Origin of the sequence: Pseudonocardia sp. NPDC049154 (assembly GCF_040648315.1) — a bacterium.
In the GTDB taxonomy this organism is placed as follows: domain Bacteria; phylum Actinomycetota; class Actinomycetes; order Mycobacteriales; family Pseudonocardiaceae; genus Pseudonocardia.
The window spans coordinates 1-14,221 of record NZ_JBEZDN010000033.1 but is presented as its reverse complement, the minus strand read 5'-3'; the positions used below and the strand labels follow the sequence as shown (position 1 = coordinate 14,221).

At 75.4% G+C, this 14,221-nt stretch carries 18 protein-coding genes; 8 read left to right on the top strand and 10 right to left on the bottom strand.

Annotated features, from left to right (window positions below; genetic code table 11):
* Positions 1-241 precede the first annotated feature (241 nt).
* Together AB0B41_RS18000 and AB0B41_RS17995 are read left to right on the top strand one after the other, a co-directional pair.
* The gene (locus AB0B41_RS18000) at positions 242-1,474 is read left to right on the top strand and encodes a septum formation family protein (protein ID WP_358204419.1); all 1,233 of its coding nucleotides are present in this window, start codon (positions 242-244) and stop codon (positions 1,472-1,474) included.
* Positions 1,475-1,487: 13 nt separating this feature from the next.
* Positions 1,488-1,826, top strand: a complete 339-nt coding sequence (locus tag AB0B41_RS17995) for a metallopeptidase family protein (RefSeq protein ID WP_358204504.1) — start codon at positions 1,488-1,490, stop codon at positions 1,824-1,826.
* A 71-nt stretch (positions 1,827-1,897) separates the two neighbouring features.
* Here AB0B41_RS17995 and AB0B41_RS17990 read toward each other — a convergent pair whose 3' ends face one another.
* On the bottom strand, positions 1,898-2,542 hold the full coding sequence (locus AB0B41_RS17990) for a TetR/AcrR family transcriptional regulator (protein ID WP_358204417.1): 645 nt from the start codon (positions 2,540-2,542) through the stop codon (positions 1,898-1,900).
* 64 nt (positions 2,543-2,606) lie between these two features.
* Here AB0B41_RS17990 and AB0B41_RS17985 point away from each other — a divergent pair, with 64 nt between their 5' ends.
* Positions 2,607-3,191, top strand: a complete 585-nt coding sequence (locus AB0B41_RS17985; protein WP_358204414.1) for an NAD(P)H-dependent oxidoreductase — start codon at positions 2,607-2,609, stop codon at positions 3,189-3,191.
* Positions 3,188-4,552, top strand: coding sequence for a DHA2 family efflux MFS transporter permease subunit (locus AB0B41_RS17980; protein ID WP_358204412.1), 1,365 nt, complete (start codon positions 3,188-3,190; stop codon positions 4,550-4,552). The genes AB0B41_RS17985 and AB0B41_RS17980 overlap by 4 nt, the downstream gene beginning before the upstream one ends.
* On the opposite strand, the gene AB0B41_RS17975 is transcribed toward AB0B41_RS17980, so the two are convergent.
* Positions 4,533-4,964, bottom strand: coding sequence for a MarR family transcriptional regulator (locus AB0B41_RS17975; RefSeq protein ID WP_358204410.1), 432 nt, complete (start codon positions 4,962-4,964; stop codon positions 4,533-4,535). The genes AB0B41_RS17980 and AB0B41_RS17975 overlap by 20 nt on opposite strands.
* Positions 4,965-5,038: 74 nt before the next feature.
* Between AB0B41_RS17975 and AB0B41_RS17970 the strand changes: the two genes are divergently transcribed.
* Positions 5,039-5,422 carry a maleylpyruvate isomerase N-terminal domain-containing protein gene (locus tag AB0B41_RS17970; protein ID WP_358204407.1) on the top strand — a complete coding sequence of 128 codons (384 nt, stop codon included), beginning with the start codon at positions 5,039-5,041 and terminating at the stop codon, positions 5,420-5,422.
* Between the two features lie 34 nt (positions 5,423-5,456).
* Here the strand turns inward: AB0B41_RS17970 and AB0B41_RS17965 are convergent, their stop codons facing one another.
* The 3 genes from AB0B41_RS17965 to AB0B41_RS17955 all read right to left on the bottom strand — a co-directional run bounded on the left by AB0B41_RS17965 (position 5,457) and on the right by AB0B41_RS17955 (position 8,228).
* Positions 5,457-6,143: a histidine phosphatase family protein gene (locus AB0B41_RS17965; protein WP_358204405.1), complete on the bottom strand. Its 687-nt coding sequence runs from the start codon at positions 6,141-6,143 to the stop codon at positions 5,457-5,459.
* Positions 6,140-7,099: a prephenate dehydratase gene (gene pheA / locus AB0B41_RS17960; RefSeq protein ID WP_358204403.1), complete on the bottom strand. Its 960-nt coding sequence runs from the start codon at positions 7,097-7,099 to the stop codon at positions 6,140-6,142. Before pheA ends, AB0B41_RS17965 begins: the two co-directional genes overlap by 4 nt.
* A gap of 226 nt (positions 7,100-7,325) precedes the next feature.
* Positions 7,326-8,228 carry a hypothetical protein gene (locus tag AB0B41_RS17955; RefSeq protein WP_358204400.1) on the bottom strand — a complete coding sequence of 301 codons (903 nt, stop codon included), beginning with the start codon at positions 8,226-8,228 and terminating at the stop codon, positions 7,326-7,328.
* Between the two features lie 116 nt (positions 8,229-8,344).
* Here AB0B41_RS17955 and AB0B41_RS17950 point away from each other — a divergent pair, with 116 nt between their 5' ends.
* The gene (locus AB0B41_RS17950) at positions 8,345-9,163 is read left to right on the top strand and encodes a DUF2470 domain-containing protein (protein WP_358204398.1); all 819 of its coding nucleotides are present in this window, start codon (positions 8,345-8,347) and stop codon (positions 9,161-9,163) included.
* A 1-nt stretch (position 9,164) separates the two neighbouring features.
* Here AB0B41_RS17950 and AB0B41_RS17945 read toward each other — a convergent pair whose 3' ends face one another.
* Both AB0B41_RS17945 and AB0B41_RS17940 read right to left on the bottom strand, forming a co-directional pair.
* A complete protein-coding gene (locus AB0B41_RS17945; protein ID WP_358204396.1) occupies positions 9,165-9,521 on the bottom strand; it encodes a DUF3817 domain-containing protein in 357 nt (118 codons plus the stop codon).
* Between the two features lie 23 nt (positions 9,522-9,544).
* Positions 9,545-10,081 (bottom strand): hypothetical protein, encoded by a 537-nt coding sequence (locus AB0B41_RS17940; protein ID WP_358204393.1) that lies wholly within the window; start codon positions 10,079-10,081, stop codon positions 9,545-9,547.
* Between the two features lie 337 nt (positions 10,082-10,418).
* Between AB0B41_RS17940 and AB0B41_RS17935 the strand changes: the two genes are divergently transcribed.
* Positions 10,419-11,222, top strand: coding sequence for a CPBP family intramembrane glutamic endopeptidase (locus AB0B41_RS17935; protein ID WP_358204502.1), 804 nt, complete (start codon positions 10,419-10,421; stop codon positions 11,220-11,222).
* A gap of 23 nt (positions 11,223-11,245) precedes the next feature.
* Complete coding sequence (locus AB0B41_RS17930) at positions 11,246-11,779, top strand: ferritin (RefSeq protein WP_358204390.1); 534 nt, start codon at positions 11,246-11,248, stop codon at positions 11,777-11,779.
* 18 nt (positions 11,780-11,797) lie between these two features.
* Here the strand turns inward: AB0B41_RS17930 and AB0B41_RS17925 are convergent, their stop codons facing one another.
* From AB0B41_RS17925 to AB0B41_RS17915, 3 genes are read right to left on the bottom strand one after another with little or no spacing between them, the layout of a single operon-like run.
* On the bottom strand, positions 11,798-12,736 hold the full coding sequence (locus AB0B41_RS17925) for a DUF5926 family protein (RefSeq protein ID WP_358204388.1): 939 nt from the start codon (positions 12,734-12,736) through the stop codon (positions 11,798-11,800).
* Complete coding sequence (locus AB0B41_RS17920; protein WP_358204386.1) at positions 12,736-13,725, bottom strand: DUF4328 domain-containing protein; 990 nt, start codon at positions 13,723-13,725, stop codon at positions 12,736-12,738. The genes AB0B41_RS17925 and AB0B41_RS17920 overlap by 1 nt, the downstream gene beginning before the upstream one ends.
* A gap of 17 nt (positions 13,726-13,742) precedes the next feature.
* On the bottom strand, positions 13,743-14,069 hold the full coding sequence (locus tag AB0B41_RS17915) for a rhodanese-like domain-containing protein (RefSeq protein WP_358204383.1): 327 nt from the start codon (positions 14,067-14,069) through the stop codon (positions 13,743-13,745).
* Positions 14,070-14,221 lie beyond the last annotated feature (152 nt).

Here is a 14,221-nt window from a genome sequence, read left to right as displayed (position 1 = left end):
CGCACCGTATCCGCTCGGGGCGGACCCACGGAACCGCCCTCGGTCTCGGGTCGGTATCGACCCGACCAAGATCGCGACACCGTTCACCCGGCCCGGGGCGCCTCCCGTCGCGCAGGATCACCGGATCGGGGTGCCTCGCCGTCCCCCGACGACACCTCGCAGCACGCGCGCGACCGATGACCGAGCGACGGCGGCACCGGATCGGGGTCGCCCGGACGGGGACGGCAAGATGGTCGCCGACATGGACGAGCTCCCCACCCCGTCCGGCGGCCGCTCCCCCCTCGCCGTCGCCGACCGCCCGGCCCGCTCCCCGCGGACGAGCCCGCCCGCGCCACCCCGCCGGGGTGCGCGCCTGCCGGGCCGCCGCCAGGCGCGGCGGATCGTCGCGGCCGTACTCGTGGGCGCCGGGGTGATGCTCGGCGTGGCCACGCTCGACACCGTCGCCGGCGCCACCGTGCCGGTGCTCGGCTCGCTGGCCGCGCTGCCGTCGCCCAACGGCACCTCGGCGGACGTCGAGGACATCCCGCCGCCGCCGACCACGCCCGGCACCTGCCTGAACTGGGCCCGCGCCGACGCCGCGGACACCACGGTCGTCGACTGCGCGCAGCCGCACCTGTTCGAGCAGTCGGGCACCGTCCAGCTCACCGACCAGCAGGCCCTGCCGGACGACGCGACCATGCGCCAGCTCGTCAACGAGCGGTGCACCCCGGTCGTCCTGCAGTACCTCGGCGGCAAGTTCGACCCCAACGGCAAGTTCCGGGTGGGCGCGCTCAAGCCGTCGCAGAAGAAGTGGGACGAGGGCGACCGCGAGCTGCGCTGCGGCGTGCAGAGCGCCTCGCGCTCCGGCGCGCTCTACCCGCTGACCGGCAAGGCCGCCGACCAGGACCAGTCCGGGGTGTACGAGCCCGGCACCTGCCTGGCGATCGACGGGCCGCGGGTCGGCGACCCCACGGACTGCACGGGGCCGCACGCGGTGGAGACGGTCGGCGTCGTCGACCTGTCGCAGAAGTTCCCGGAGGGCTTTCCCGCCGTCGGCGACCAGGACGGGTTCCTGCAGCCCGAGTGCACCCGGATCGCGGGCGAGTACGCCGGCGGCCCGCAGGTCATCACGGACAAGAAGCTCACCGTGTACTGGGACAACATCACCGAGGACTCCTGGAACGCGGGCACCCGCAAGGTCAACTGCAACCTGGCGGCGCTGCTGCCGGACCGCAGCGGGTTCGCGCCGGTCACCGGCCCCGTGAAGGGTGCCGTGACCGTCGGCGACCGGCCGGCGCCGCCCGCGACCACCACGCCGAAGCCGGGCGTCCCCGCCCCGCCGACGCAGTCCGGCACGCCGACCACGGACCCGAGCGTCCCGCCGTCGAGCTCCGACCCGGCGGCGCCGCCGAGCTCCGAGGCGCCCGCGCCGTCGGAGTCCGAGTCGGCGGCGGCGCCCGCGCCGTTGCCGGTGGAGGTCCCTGCGGCACCCTGACGTCGTGGTGGAGATGAGCCGGGCCCGGTTCGACGAGCTGGTGTCCGACGCGCTGGACACGGTCCCCCGGCGGCTGACCGCGGCGATGGACAACGTCGTGGTGCTGGTCGAGGACCGGCATCCCGACGAGCCGGAGCTGCTGGGGCTGTACGAGGGCGTCGCGCTCACCGACCGGACGAGCGACTACGGAGGCGTCCTGCCCGACCGGATCACGATCTTCCGGGACGCGGTGCTGGAGATCTGCGCGACCGAGGACGAGGTCGTGCACGAGGTCGCCGTGACAGTGGTGCACGAGATCGCCCACCACTTCGGCATCGACGAGCACACGTTGCACGAGCTCGGCTGGGGCTGACCCCGTGAGTGCCGGGTGACCCTGTAGGGGCAGTCGGCACTCACGACCCCTGCTGACCTGCGCCGATTCGGTCAGGGGGCGTAGGCCCGCAGGAACGCGTCGACACCGGTCGCGACGATCGTGTCGACCTCCGCCCGGGGCAGCGGGACCGCGCCGTGGAAGGACCGGCTGGTCACCTCCCCCGCCGCGAGGAGTACGAGGTGGCGGGCCGTGCGGTACGGGTCCGCCTCGCGCAGCCGGCCCTCCGCCGTGAACCGCGCGATGTGCCCGGTCAGCGCGCGCTGCACCCGTCGCGGGCCGGTCTCCTGCCAGGCCTCGAGCGCCTCGGCGGGGATGTGCAGCACCTCGGCCTGGATCTGCCGGACGAGTGCGAAGTGCTCCCCCGCCGTGGGCTGCGCGTGGGCCCGGCCGAAGGCGAGCAGCGCCTCCTCCAGCGCCTCCGGACCCTCGCCGACCTGCCCGAGGTGGCGGTCCATCTCCGCGATCTGCTCCTCGGCGACCCGCTGCGCGCTCTCCTGGATCACCGTCTCGAACAGCGCCGCCTTGTCGCGGAAGTGGTTGTAGATGGTGCGCGTGGAGACCCCGGCCTCCCGGGCGATGAGGTCGATGCTCGCGCGGGTGTAGCCCTCGCGCGCGAACACGGTGAGCGCGCCGCGCAGGATCGCCCGCCGCTTGTCCGCGAGCCCCCGGCGCGCCCCGGTCCCGACCGTCGTCACGACGACTTCCTACCGAATGCAACGAGCGTTGTCACTTTGCAATGCACGTTGTACTTTACTGCTCATGAGCAGCGACATCAGAATCGGGATCATCGTGGGCAGCACGCGCCCGCAGCGCCGGGGCGGGGTCGTGGCGGGCTGGGTCCAGCAGGTCGCCGAGGCCCACGGTGCGACCATCGAGCTCCTCGACCTGGCCGCCTTCGACCTGCCGCTGCTCGACGAGCCGAGCCCGGCGATCCACGGCGACTACACCGGCCCGCACACGCTGCGCTGGGCCGCGGCGGTCGCGGCCTGCGACGCCTTCGTCTTCGTGGTCCCGGAGTACAACCACTCCTTCCCGGCCGCGGTGAAGAACGCGATCGACTACCTGTTCGCCGAGTGGAACGACAAGGCCGCGGGCCTGGTCGGCTACGGCGTGCAGGGCGGCGTCCGGGCCGTCGAGGCGCTCCGACCGGTGCTGGCCGAGGTCGGGATCGCCGACGTCCGGACGCAGGTCTGCGTCAACCTCATGTCGGACTTCGTCCTCACCGGGCCGACCGACGTCGGCCGGATCGCCCCGGCCGAGCACCAGGAACCGACGCTGCGCCGGATGCTCGACGAGGTCACCGCCTGGGCGGGAGCGTTGCGGGGCCTGCGGGTCCCGGCGTGACGGTCTGGGACCCCGCGACCCGGAGGATCGCCGCGGTCGTGGTGCTGGGGGCCCTGCTCTCGATGCTGGACGCGACGGTGGTCGCCGTCGGGCTCGAGTCGATGGCCCGCGACCTCGGGGCCGGCCTGGGTGCCGCGCAGTGGATCGCGCACTCCTACCTGCTCGCGCTGGCCGTGGCGCTGCCCGCGTGCGGGTGGCTCAGCCGGCGAATCGGTGCCGGGCGGCTGTGGGTGCTCGCACTCGCCGGGTTCACGCTGGCCTCGCTGCTCTGCGCGGGCGCCCCGAGCCTCGGACTGCTGGTGGCCGCACGGGTGCTGCAGGGCGTGGCAGCGGGGTTCCTCGTGCCGACCGGGCAGGCCCTGCTGGGTCAGGCCGTCGGGCCGGACCGGCTCGGCCGGGTGATGGCGGTGCTCGGCTCGGTGGTCAGCCTCGGCCCCGCGCTCGGTCCCGTCGTGGGCGGCGTGCTGCTCGAGGTGGCGTCGTGGCCGTGGCTGTTCCTGGTCAACCTGCCGATCGGGGTGGCCGGGATCGTCGCGGGGCTGCGGGTTCTGCCTCGCGGGGTGCCGACGCGCACCGGGAGGCTCGACGTCGCCGGCCTGCTCCTGGCGGGGATCGGCCTGTCCGCACTGGTCTACGGCCTCACGGCGTGGGGCGAGCGGGGCGCGCCCGTCGTGGTGGGCGGGACGGTGCTCGGCGGCGGCATCGCGCTCGCCCTGTTCGTGGCGCGGTCGCTGCGGCGCACGCACCCGCTGACCGACCTGCGGCTGTTCGCCGACCGCCGATACGCCACCGCGACCCTCTGCAGCACCCTCACCGGCGCCTCGCTCTTCGGGACCGTGCTGGTCTTCCCGCTGCTCCTGCAGCTCGGCCGCGGCACCGACACCGTCGGGACCGGCCTCGCGCTGCTCTCCTACGGGCTCGCGACGGCGGTGTCGACGCCGCTGGCCGGCCGGCTCACCGACCGGTTCGGCGGCGGTGTGGTCGCGGCGGCCGGCTGCGCCGGGCTGGTGCTCACGGCGCTCCCCTTCGCGCTCGCCGAGCCGGGGCCGGTGCTCGTCCAGGTGCTGCTGGTCCTGCGCGGGATCGCGATCGGCTTCGCGGCGATCCCGCCGACGGTCGCGGCCTACGCGGCGGTGCGCCCCGAGCAGCTGCCGGACGCGACCACCCAGCTCAACGCGCTGCAGCGGGTCGGCGGAGCGGTCGGCGGCGCGCTGGTGGCCACCACCCTGGCGACGCTGCTGCCGCAGGGCGCGGGGCCGGCCTTTGCCGCGGTGTTCTGGCTGCTCGCGGGCCTGGGCGCGGTCGCCCTGGTCTCAGCGGCGCTCCTCGCCCGGAGCCCGGTCACCGCCAGGGATCGGTGATCTCCCGCAGGTCGGCGAGGATCGTGCGGAGCTGCGCCATCCGGCGTGCGCCGAGGTGCGCGGTCCACTCCGCCTCCACCTCCGCGACGATCCCGCGGGACACCTCCACGCTGTGCGCGCCCCGCTCCGCGACCCGGACGAGGCGGGCTCTGCCGTCCGCCGGGTCGGGCACGCGCTCGACGTAGCCCGCCCGCTCCAGCTGGTCGACGAGGAAGCTCGCGCTCTGCTTGGTGATCCCGGCCTGCTCGGCCAGCTCGGTCGTGCGGCTGCCGCCGGGCGCGATCCGCTGGAAGACGCGGGCCTGGGCGGGGGTGAAGTCGTCGAACCCGGCCGCGGCCAGACCCTCGAACACGCGGGACTCGAGAGCCCGATAGGGCAGGAAGAGCAGCAGCCCGGTGTTCAACTCCGTCACACTTGACGATCCTACGAGATGGTAAGAGACTCTGACGAAATTGGTCAGGTTCTCTGACTGAATCGGGGTGGCCGATGGACCGCGACGAGAAGTGGGCGGTGATCGCCGGACGCCGGCGGGAGCTCGCCGACCTGCTGGCCGGGCTGCACGAGGAGGAGTGGGAGCGCCCGTCGCTGTGCGCGGAGTGGCGGATCCGGGACGTCGCGGCGCACGTCGCACTCACCCCGCAGTCCCCGGGCATCCTGCGCATTCTCGCTGCGGGCGTCCGCGCCGGCGGCGACTTCCAGGCCCTGAGCGCGCGGCTCGTGGCCACGGACGTCGACTGGACCGCCGGCGACGCCGACGGCGCGGAGATCCGCGGGTCCGCCGATGCCCTGCTCCTGCTGCTCACGGGGCGCAGCGCCGCCGCGCTGCCCCGGCTCACCGGGGACGGGCTCGAGCGGCTCGCCGCACCCTGACGGCCGCCGGGGGGTGGTCGTCAGGGCGCCGCCCTCAGTGGGCCTCGGGTGCGGCGCCGGCCGTGACGTCGCCGACCAGCGCGGGACCGGAGTCCCACAGCTCCAGCGCCCAGCCGCTCTCGACGGACCGGTCGCGGCGCAACACCACCCGGCCGGCGTTGGGCACGTACCGGGTCTCGGCGGTGTCGCCGAGCAGCGCGGCGGCGGCGAGCCGGATCGCGGCGCCGTGGCTCACCAGGACGACCATCCCGCTCGGCCCGTACGCCCGCTCCGTCTGCTCGACGATCCGGGCGACGGCGGGCAGGTACCGGGCGCGCAGGTCCAGCGCCGACTCCCCGCCCGGGAGGGTGCGCGCCAGGTCGCCGCCCCACCAGGCGTCGTACACCTCGTCGAACTCGCGGCGGGCGGGCTTGTCGGAGCGGCCCTCCAGCTCGCCCACGAAGATCTCGTGCACCCCGTCGACCACGGTCACGCCCAGTCCGTGGGCCAGGGCGACCGGCTCCGCCGTCTGCCGCGCGCGGATGGCCCGGGAGGCGTGCACCGCGCGGATCGGCCAGTCCGCGATCAGCTCGGCGACGCCCGCCGCCTGCGCCCGGCCCGTCTCGTTCAGCGGGGCCCCGGGCGGGATGGTGTCCAGCGCCCGCGCGACGTTCGCGTCCGTCTGGCCGTGCCGCAGCAGGACCAGGCGCAGCTCGTCCTGCTCGGGCTCCTCGGGGGTCATGTCCACGCTCCGTTCCGCACTCCCTGCAGCCACTCCTGTGCCGCCCGGTACGCCGCCGCGTCGGCCCCGTGCAGCGGGACCGCGGGCGCCCCGACCCCCTCCACCGGCTCGGGCGCGCCGGCCGCCCGCGGGTAGGAGCCGAGGAAGCGGACGCGGTCGCAACGGCGGTGCAGCGCGGCCAGCGCCTCGCCCATCGCCGGGTCCGCGACGTGCCCGCTGCAGTCGAGGTGGAACCAGTAGTCCGCGTGCCGGTCCTTGATCGGGCGGGACTCGATGCGGGTCAGGTCGATCCCGCGCACGGCCAGCTCGGTGAGCAGCCCGAGCAGCGAGCCGGGCCGGTTCTCCGTGGTCAGGGCCAGGGTCGTGCGGTCGTGCCCGGTGGCGGGCGGCGGCGTGCCGGGCCGGGTGACCAGCACGAAGCGGGTGACCGCGCCGGCGTTGTCGGCGATGTCGTCGGCCAGGACCTCGAGCCCGTGCTGCTGCGCGGCCAGGGGCGACGACACGGCCGCGTCGACCTCGCCGCGCGCGACCTGCGCCGCACCCTCGGACGTGGAGGTGGCCACCCGCACGTCGGCCTCCGGCAGGTGCGCGGCGATCCAGCCGCGGGTCTGCGCGATGCCGTGGCCGTGCGAGGCGACGGACCGGACCCCGGCGAGGGTCGTACCGGCGCGGCCGAGCAGGACGAACCGCACGGGGATGACCGCCTCCCGGACGATCACCAGCGGCGGCTCCTCCACCAGCCCGTCGAGCACGGGCGGGACGGCCCCCTCCACGCTGTTCTCGATCGGCACGCAGCCGGCGTCGACGGTGCCGTCGCGCACGGCGCGGAGGACGGCGGGGTTACCCGGCAGCGGCACCAGCTCCGCGTCCTCGGACTCCGGCAGCGTGCGCAGCGCCTGCTCGGTGAAGGTGGCGTGCGGGCCGAGGAAACCGATGCGGGATCGGGGACGGGGCACGATCGACCAGCCTAGTCGGGCCGCCGGCGGCCGCCGCGCTGCCCCGTCCCGAGCAACGGAGGGGGCCGGAGGACCGAACTTCGCGCTCCGGGCGAACCGTCGGGCCCTCACACGCGTAGGCCAGGACAGGGAGTCGCGATCCGAGGTGGCCGGGGGGTCTTCGGCGCGCGGACGCCCCGGGGGTCGCCGGACCCCGCGCCCGGGGTCCGGCGGCTCGCCGACGTGCCTACAGCAGGCCGAGGGTGGCGAACTCGCTGATCGACATCGGGTCGGGGTCGATCCCGCAGCAGGTGAACAGCCCCCGCACGGTGTCGACCGTGCGCCCGGACAGCGCCTCGGCCTCGCCGACGAGCGCCTGCCCGTCCGTCTCGCGGAGGGCGTCGCCCACGGTGCCCTCGCCGCCGGTACCCAGTTCGCGGGCGACGGCGATCAGCAGGTTGAGCACGCCGTGGCGGCCCTTGCCGGTCTCGTTCTCCGGCGTCGGCCGGACGGCCTCGCGCAGCCCGATGGCGGTGAACCCGCGCCCGGCCCCCACGGTGACCTGCAGGAACCGCTCGACCTCGGCGACCGACGGCACGTCCGACGGGCGGGGCCCGCCGCAGCGCAGCTTCGGGGTGCAGCCGTGCTCGGCGACCCGCTGCACGGCGTCGAGCCAGGCGTCGATCTCCTCGGCGGTGCCGCCGAGCGGGCGCCGCGGCTCGACCACGGGCGTGACCTCGTCCGGCACGAACTCGGACACGCGCTCCAGCCAGACGGCGTCGACGTCCGGCGGCGCGGCGGTCTCGACCGTGCGCGGCGTGAGCAGGCTCGACCGGGAGAAGACGGTGGAGAGCGCCTTCGGCACCGCGCCGAGCCCCGTGTCGACGACCAGCGAGAGGTCGACGGGCCGCGACGGCGCCGAGCGGGCCAGCTCGGTGACCAGGGCGGGCAGGCGCGAGACGGGGCAGACCAGGTGGCCGATCATGCCCCCGTAGGCCCCGTCGCGGGCCGACAGGTAGCGGGCCACCACGGCGTCGATGCTCGGGGCGACCATCCGCGGCTGGACGAGGCTCGCGTCGTCGACCAGGCCGGCGAGCAGGGGACGGATCGGCCACGGGTCGGCGGAGGATCCCGAGGGCACGGTCGTCACGGGTACGCACGCTAACCCGCCGTTCACACGGGCCCGACAAGGGGTCGCCGGTCGGCCCTGGACAGCGTCGTCGTCCGGGAGCTAACTTAGCCTCACCTAACTCGGAGGTGAGCTACGTGGGACAGACCCGGCTCCGGCGTCCGCCGGCACCCGCGGACGCCGAACGCGCCCGGAGCGTCGCGGCGCGCGGCGGGGAGGCGGCACTGGTCGGGACGGGCGGACCGGAGCCCGTCGTGCCGCTGGTGCACCACGTCCACGCCGACGGCTCGGCCGTCGTGCTGCTGCCCGACGAGTCGCCGGTCCTCGAGGCGATCCGCACGTCGGACCGGGCCGAGATCCCGGTGATGCTCGAGCTGACCGACCGCGCGCCCGTCGAGCTGCGCGAGCCGGTCCGCGCACTGCTGTGGATCAGCGGCTGGCTCCGGATCCCCGACGCGACGTCGGCCCGCCGGGCCGCCATGCAGGTCGCCGACGTGGCGCCGCACCCGCGCCTGCTCGACCTCGGCCACGGTGCCACGCTCGTGAAGCTCACCCCGAGCTCGGCCGTGCTGGCCGACGCCGAGGGCACGGCCGCGCTCGCGCCCGTCGACCTGGCCGCCGCGCGTCCGGACCCGTTCTGCCGGATGGAGAACCACTGGCTGTCGCACCTCGAGGAGGCGCACCCCGAGGTCTTCGACGCGCTCGCACGGCATTTGCCGGCGCCGCTGCGCTGCACGACGGGTGCGCGTGTGCGGCCGCTCGGGGTGGACCGCTGCGGGCTGCGGCTGCGGGTGGAGACGCCGGAGGGCGACCACGACGTACGGCTCGCCTGGCCGCAGGAGGCCACGACGGCCGAGGAGCTGCGTGTGCAGCTCGGGCTGCTGGTCGGCTGCCCCTTCCGCCAGGTCGGCGGCGGCGCGCACGACCGGGTCGACGAGGCCGTCGACGAGGCCTGAGCTACGCCTCCTGCTGCAGGGTGCGCTCCCGCTCCTGCACGCGCTGCGTGACCTTGCGCTCGGCGATGAACGAGCAGATCGGGATCGTGCCCGCGAGCAGCACCAGCAGCGCGAACAGCGGGGTGAACCGCGCGCGCTCGGCCAGCACCAGCGTGGCCACGATGTAGGCCATGTAGAGGAAGCCGTGCAGCATGCCGATGATCGCCGTGGGCCGCGGGTCGCCGGCGAAGTACTTCATCGGCATGGCGTAGAACACGAGCAGCAGCAGCCCCACGCCCGTGACGTAGGCGAACACGCGGTACAGCGGCAGCCGCCACCCGACGGGGCGCTGGGCGGTGGACGTCCTGGGGCTGGTCACGACTCGACTCTAACCGCGGCGGCTCACCGCTCGTCCGCGGTCTCCCGGTCCCGGCCCGCGCTGTGAGCGGCGTCGCGGGCGGCCAGGCCGGCGAGCATCCGGTTGTACTCGGCCAGCCCGGGCGCCTCCGCGTCCGTGACGGGAGCCGGGGCGGCGAGGGGGCTGCGGGTGAAGGGGCTGGCGTCCCACGGCGCCGGGGCGTCGTCGGCGCTCGACCCGGCCCGGACGTCGGCGCGGGTCTCCGCGGTGGTGTCCGCGCCGGCCTCCGCACCGATGGGCTCGGGCGGCGCGGGGACGGTCTCGGGCTCTGCAGGCGCGGGGCCCTCCGCCGCGGTCTCCCGGTGCTCCAGCAGCTCCAGCCGCAGGAAGCGCCACCACATGTAGGCGAAGAACACGGCGAAGATGGGCCACTGGATGCCGTAGCCGACGTTCAGCGCCGAGCCCAGCGCCGACCCCGCGCGGTCCCACTGCCAGATCGCCGCGAGCACGCACCCGGCCACCGCGAGGATCGCCAGCACGTGCCAGAGGATCCAGCGGGGGGACAGGACCACGCGCCACACACCGACCACGATACGCGGTCCGCCGCAGGCCCCGGCCGCCCTCGCCGCCCCCGGTGATCACCGGCCGGGACCGATACGTGACCGCTCTGGCGGTGTCCGGTCCCGAACGGCGATCACGGGCTGGGTCTCTGTGGGAGCGCTGTCGGCGGCGATCCGAGTGACGGGTGCCGACTCTCGGGCGCGTGATCGTCACTCGGGACCGCCGGGCGCCGGATGTGGCGCGGAGATGCCCCGGCCGGTGATCATGGGCGAGCGGGCTGGTGACACCCGCCCCGTTCGGGCTGCGACCACGGGGTCCGGTACCTGCTGCGGCAGTGGGCGGTAGTTTCGGGTCGTGGTGGCAGGTCGGGTCGGGCGGTGGCTCGCGGCCCCGCCGTCCGGGATCGCGGAGGTCACCGATCCGCGGGCGCGCCGGCTGATCGGGCTGGAGATCGCCGTGGTGCTCACGGTGACGCTCGGGCTCTCCGCGCTGCGCAGCACCCTGGCCCTGATCGACGCGCTCCTCGCCCCCACTCCCCTGGCCGACCAGCAGGTCGCGCTCAACGCCCCCGCGGCGCAGGCGGACCTGGTCGACCTCGCGCTGCAGCTGGTCCGGGTGCTGCAGCTCGTCGGCTGGGGCGCCCTGGCGGCGTACCTGCTGCTGCGGGCCGGGATCCCGCTGGCGCGGATCGGGCTCGACCGGACGCGCCCCGGGAAGGACGCGCTGGGCGCCGTGGGGCTGGCCGCGCTGATCGGCATCCCCGGCCTCGGGCTCTACCTGCTGGCCCGGGCCCTCGGCGTGAGCCTCGACGTCGCCCCCAGCACGCTCGACGACGTCTGGTGGCGCACCCCCGTCCTCGTCCTCGCGGCCGCGGCGAACGCGTGGGCCGAGGAGATCGTGATGATCGGGTACCTGCTGACCCGGCTGCGCCAGCTCGGCTGGTCGGCCGACCGCTCGGTGCTCGCGGCCGCGGTGCTGCGCGGGGCGTACCACCTGTACCAGGGGCTGGGCGGATTCGTCGGGAACCTGGTGATGGGGCTGGTGTTCGGGCGGGTGTGGCAGCGGACCGGGCGGCTGTGGCCGCTGGTGGGGGCGCATGCGCTGATCGACGTCGTGGCCTTCGTGGGGTACGCCCTGCTGCCCGCGAGCATTCGTCCGTAGGTCGCTGAGGTTACCCTTCCCGGGTGTCCGACTCGAAGTTCCTCGCCCTGCTCAAGGACCAGATCCGCAGCGAGTTCACGGCCTCGCAGCAGTACACGGCCGTCGCGGTGTGGCTCGACGGGGAGGACCTCCCCCAGCTGGCCGCGCACTTCTACGCCCAGGCGCTCGAGGAGCGCAACCACGCGATGAGCATGGTCCAGTACATCCTGGACACCCACGAGCGCGTGCAGATCCCGGGGATCGACGAGGTCCGGAACGACTTCGCGACGGTCGAGGACGTCGTCTCGCTGGCGCTCGAGCAGGAGAAGCGGGTCACCGAGCAGATCACCACGCTGGCCCGCACCGCCCGCGACGAGGGCGACTACCTCGGCGAGCAGTTCATGCAGTGGTTCCTCAAGGAGCAGGTCGAGGAGGTCGCCTCGATGTCGACGCTGCTCACCGTCGTGCGCCGGGCCGGCGACAACCTCTTCCACATCGAGGACTTCGTGGCCCGCGAACTCACGAAGGGCGAGGCACCGGACCCGTCCGCCCCGCCCGTCGCGGGCGGCCGCGTCTGAGGCGGCCACCCGGCCGGGTCAGCGCAGGGTGATCTGCTTGCCCGCGAGCGCGTCCCGGGCGCTGCGCTCGGCCGGGGTCAGCTCGTCCGTGGCGGCCAGGGCCTGGGACAGCCGCTTCGCGAAGGCCACCGCCGGGGCCGCCCACTCCTTGGCGTGCATCTCCCGGTCGACGTCCCACACGGGCACGAGCAGGCCGTGGGCGCGGAAGGCGCCGGCATAGCGGCTGCCCTCGCCGAGGTCGAGCTCGCCGGCCGCCTGCAGCCGGGCCAGCGCCGGCATCAGGGCGTCCTCGGCCTCCGGGCGCACCCAGCGCACGTGCGCCTTCGTGCCCGTGTCGACCCAGTACGCGGCCCGGACGCCCTCGCCGCCGAGCGCCTCGGTCGGCATGATCACTGAGTTGGCCCGCTCGATGGTCGCGGCGATCTCGGCGCCGGGCTGCTCGCCGTCGGCGGGCAGCCACCAGCCGAAGTCCTGGTGCAGCTCGAGGTCGAGCTCGGCGTCGGCGACCAGCAGGTCCTGGAGCCGGACGACCTCGCCCTCGCCCACCCCGGGCCCGACGACGGGCAGCGCGGACCCCGGCTCGGCCGACTCGGCCCAGCGCAGCGCCTTGGCGAGGTCGGCGGACAGGTCGCCCGAGCGGGTCTGCACCTGCATACCCAGCAGGATCTCGCCGTCCGGGCGGACGAGCGCCGCGGAGGCGCCCGGCAGCACCGTGGCCAGCCGGACGGCGCGCTCGCCGGTCTCGCGCAGCGGGAGCGGGGCGACGGCCGACGGCAGGAACTCGCGCATCGCGACGAGGTCCGGCTCGGCGGCGAGCCCCTCGAAGGGCCGGGTGACGATCACGTCGTCGCCGGCGCCGTGGCACGCCTTGTACCGCTTGCCCGAGCCGCAGGGGCAGGGGCGGCGCGGGTTCTCGCCGGTCGCGGCGGTGGACTTGTCGCGGTTCTTCTTGGCCATCAGGGCGCCACCGTAGCGCCGGGCGCCGTCTCGTCCGCCGCCGGTCCCGGCGGCCGCACGGCGACGAGCGTCTCGCGCCGGACCGGGCGGGCCGGCTCCAGCAGCGCCGTGAGGTAGCGCAGCACCCGCACCGTGACCAGCGCGGTCGCCGCGGCGAGCAGGTCGAGCACCGCGTGCAGCAGGACGCCGTCGGCCATGGCCTGCACCCCGCCGCGGAAGGACCACAGGAACACCACGACGCCGAGCACCACCCCGGCGCCCCACAGCCCCCACCACACCAGCAGCAGCCGCGACGGCCGCGGGCGCTCGGCGGGCGGACGGTCCAGCCCCGCGTGCTCGATCTCGGCCAGCAGCGAGCCCGGCAGCGACAGGTTGAGCCCGGGCACCACCCACCCGGCGACGACGGCGGCCGCGGGCCGGGCCGACACCGTGCCGGTCCGTTCGGCGGCGGCCTCGCGGGCGCGCAGCGTCCAGAGCACCATCAGCACCCCGCAGCCGACCAGCCCGGCCAGCGACGCCCAGCCGCCGAACGCGACGGCGGCGTCGGAGAACGCGACCAGCCCGGCCGGCAGCGCGTCGGCGCGGCTCAGCACCAGCAGGACGTACCGCAGGATCTCGGCGAGCGCGGCCACGACGGCGACGCCCGCGGTGACCCGCAGCAGCACGTCGAGCGGGTGGGCGACCCGGGCTGCCCGCTCGAGCGCCGGCACGCGCTCGGCCTCGGGCTCGCCACGCCACGGCAGCGGCGGGAAGCCCCAGCGCGGCACCTCCCGGTAGCGGGGCGGGCCGGTGTAGCGGAAGCGGGGGCGGACCGGCGGGCGCGGCTTCCCGCCCGGCGGCGGCTCGGCCACCCACGCCAGCGCGGCGAGGTAGCGGCCGCAGTACGGGCAGAAGGGCCCGGACCCGGGCGGCGCGACCCGCCCGCACCGCGAGCACGCCGGCGGCCGGGCGGGGGCCCCGCCCGTCGGGCGGGCGGACACGTCCGGCATGGGGCTCACCCGATCGCTCAGATGATCTCGGGAGTCCGGTCCGGGTCGGCGACGATCTCGCGGCCGGAGCCGGCCCACGCCTGCATCCCGCCGTCGACGTTCACGGCCGGGTAGCCCTGCTGGGCCAGGTAGGCGACGACGCGGGCCGAGCGGCCGCCGGAGCGGCACACGACGTAGAGCGGCTCGTCGTCGGGAATCTCGGCGAGGCGCTGGGTCAGCTCGGACATGGGCAGGTGCCGGGAGGCGGGGGCCCGGCCGGCAGCCCACTCGTCCGCCTCGCGGACGTCGAGCATGGCGGCGTCGGCCGGCAGGTCCGCGACGGGCACGGACGGAACGCTGGTCATGCCCCCATGATGGCACCCGGCCCCGTCAGCCGGCCGTGAACGCCCGCCCCTCCGATGCACGAACGGCGCTCTCGCTCACCAAAAATTTTTGTGTGAGCCCGGCGTGCCGGGGGAGGGGGGGTCTTGCGGCCTAGGGGGCCCTCGACCACCCC

Bases quoted from the DNA above. Each gene is read 5' to 3' on its own strand.
- AB0B41_RS18000 (WP_358204419.1), top strand. From the start codon at position 242: ATGGACGAGCTCCCCACCCCGTCCGGCGGCCGCTCCCCCCTCGCCGTC.
- AB0B41_RS17995 (WP_358204504.1), top strand. From the start codon at position 1,488: ATGAGCCGGGCCCGGTTCGACGAGCTGGTGTCCGACGCGCTGGACACG.
- AB0B41_RS17985 (WP_358204414.1), top strand. From the start codon at position 2,607: ATGAGCAGCGACATCAGAATCGGGATCATCGTGGGCAGCACGCGCCCG.
- AB0B41_RS17970 (WP_358204407.1), top strand. From the start codon at position 5,039: ATGGACCGCGACGAGAAGTGGGCGGTGATCGCCGGACGCCGGCGGGAG.
- AB0B41_RS17965 (WP_358204405.1), bottom strand. From the start codon at position 6,143: ATGACCCCCGAGGAGCCCGAGCAGGACGAGCTGCGCCTGGTCCTGCTG.
- AB0B41_RS17925 (WP_358204388.1), bottom strand. From the start codon at position 12,736: ATGGCCAAGAAGAACCGCGACAAGTCCACCGCCGCGACCGGCGAGAAC.
- AB0B41_RS17920 (WP_358204386.1), bottom strand. From the start codon at position 13,725: ATGCCGGACGTGTCCGCCCGCCCGACGGGCGGGGCCCCCGCCCGGCCG.
- AB0B41_RS17915 (WP_358204383.1), bottom strand. From the start codon at position 14,069: ATGACCAGCGTTCCGTCCGTGCCCGTCGCGGACCTGCCGGCCGACGCC.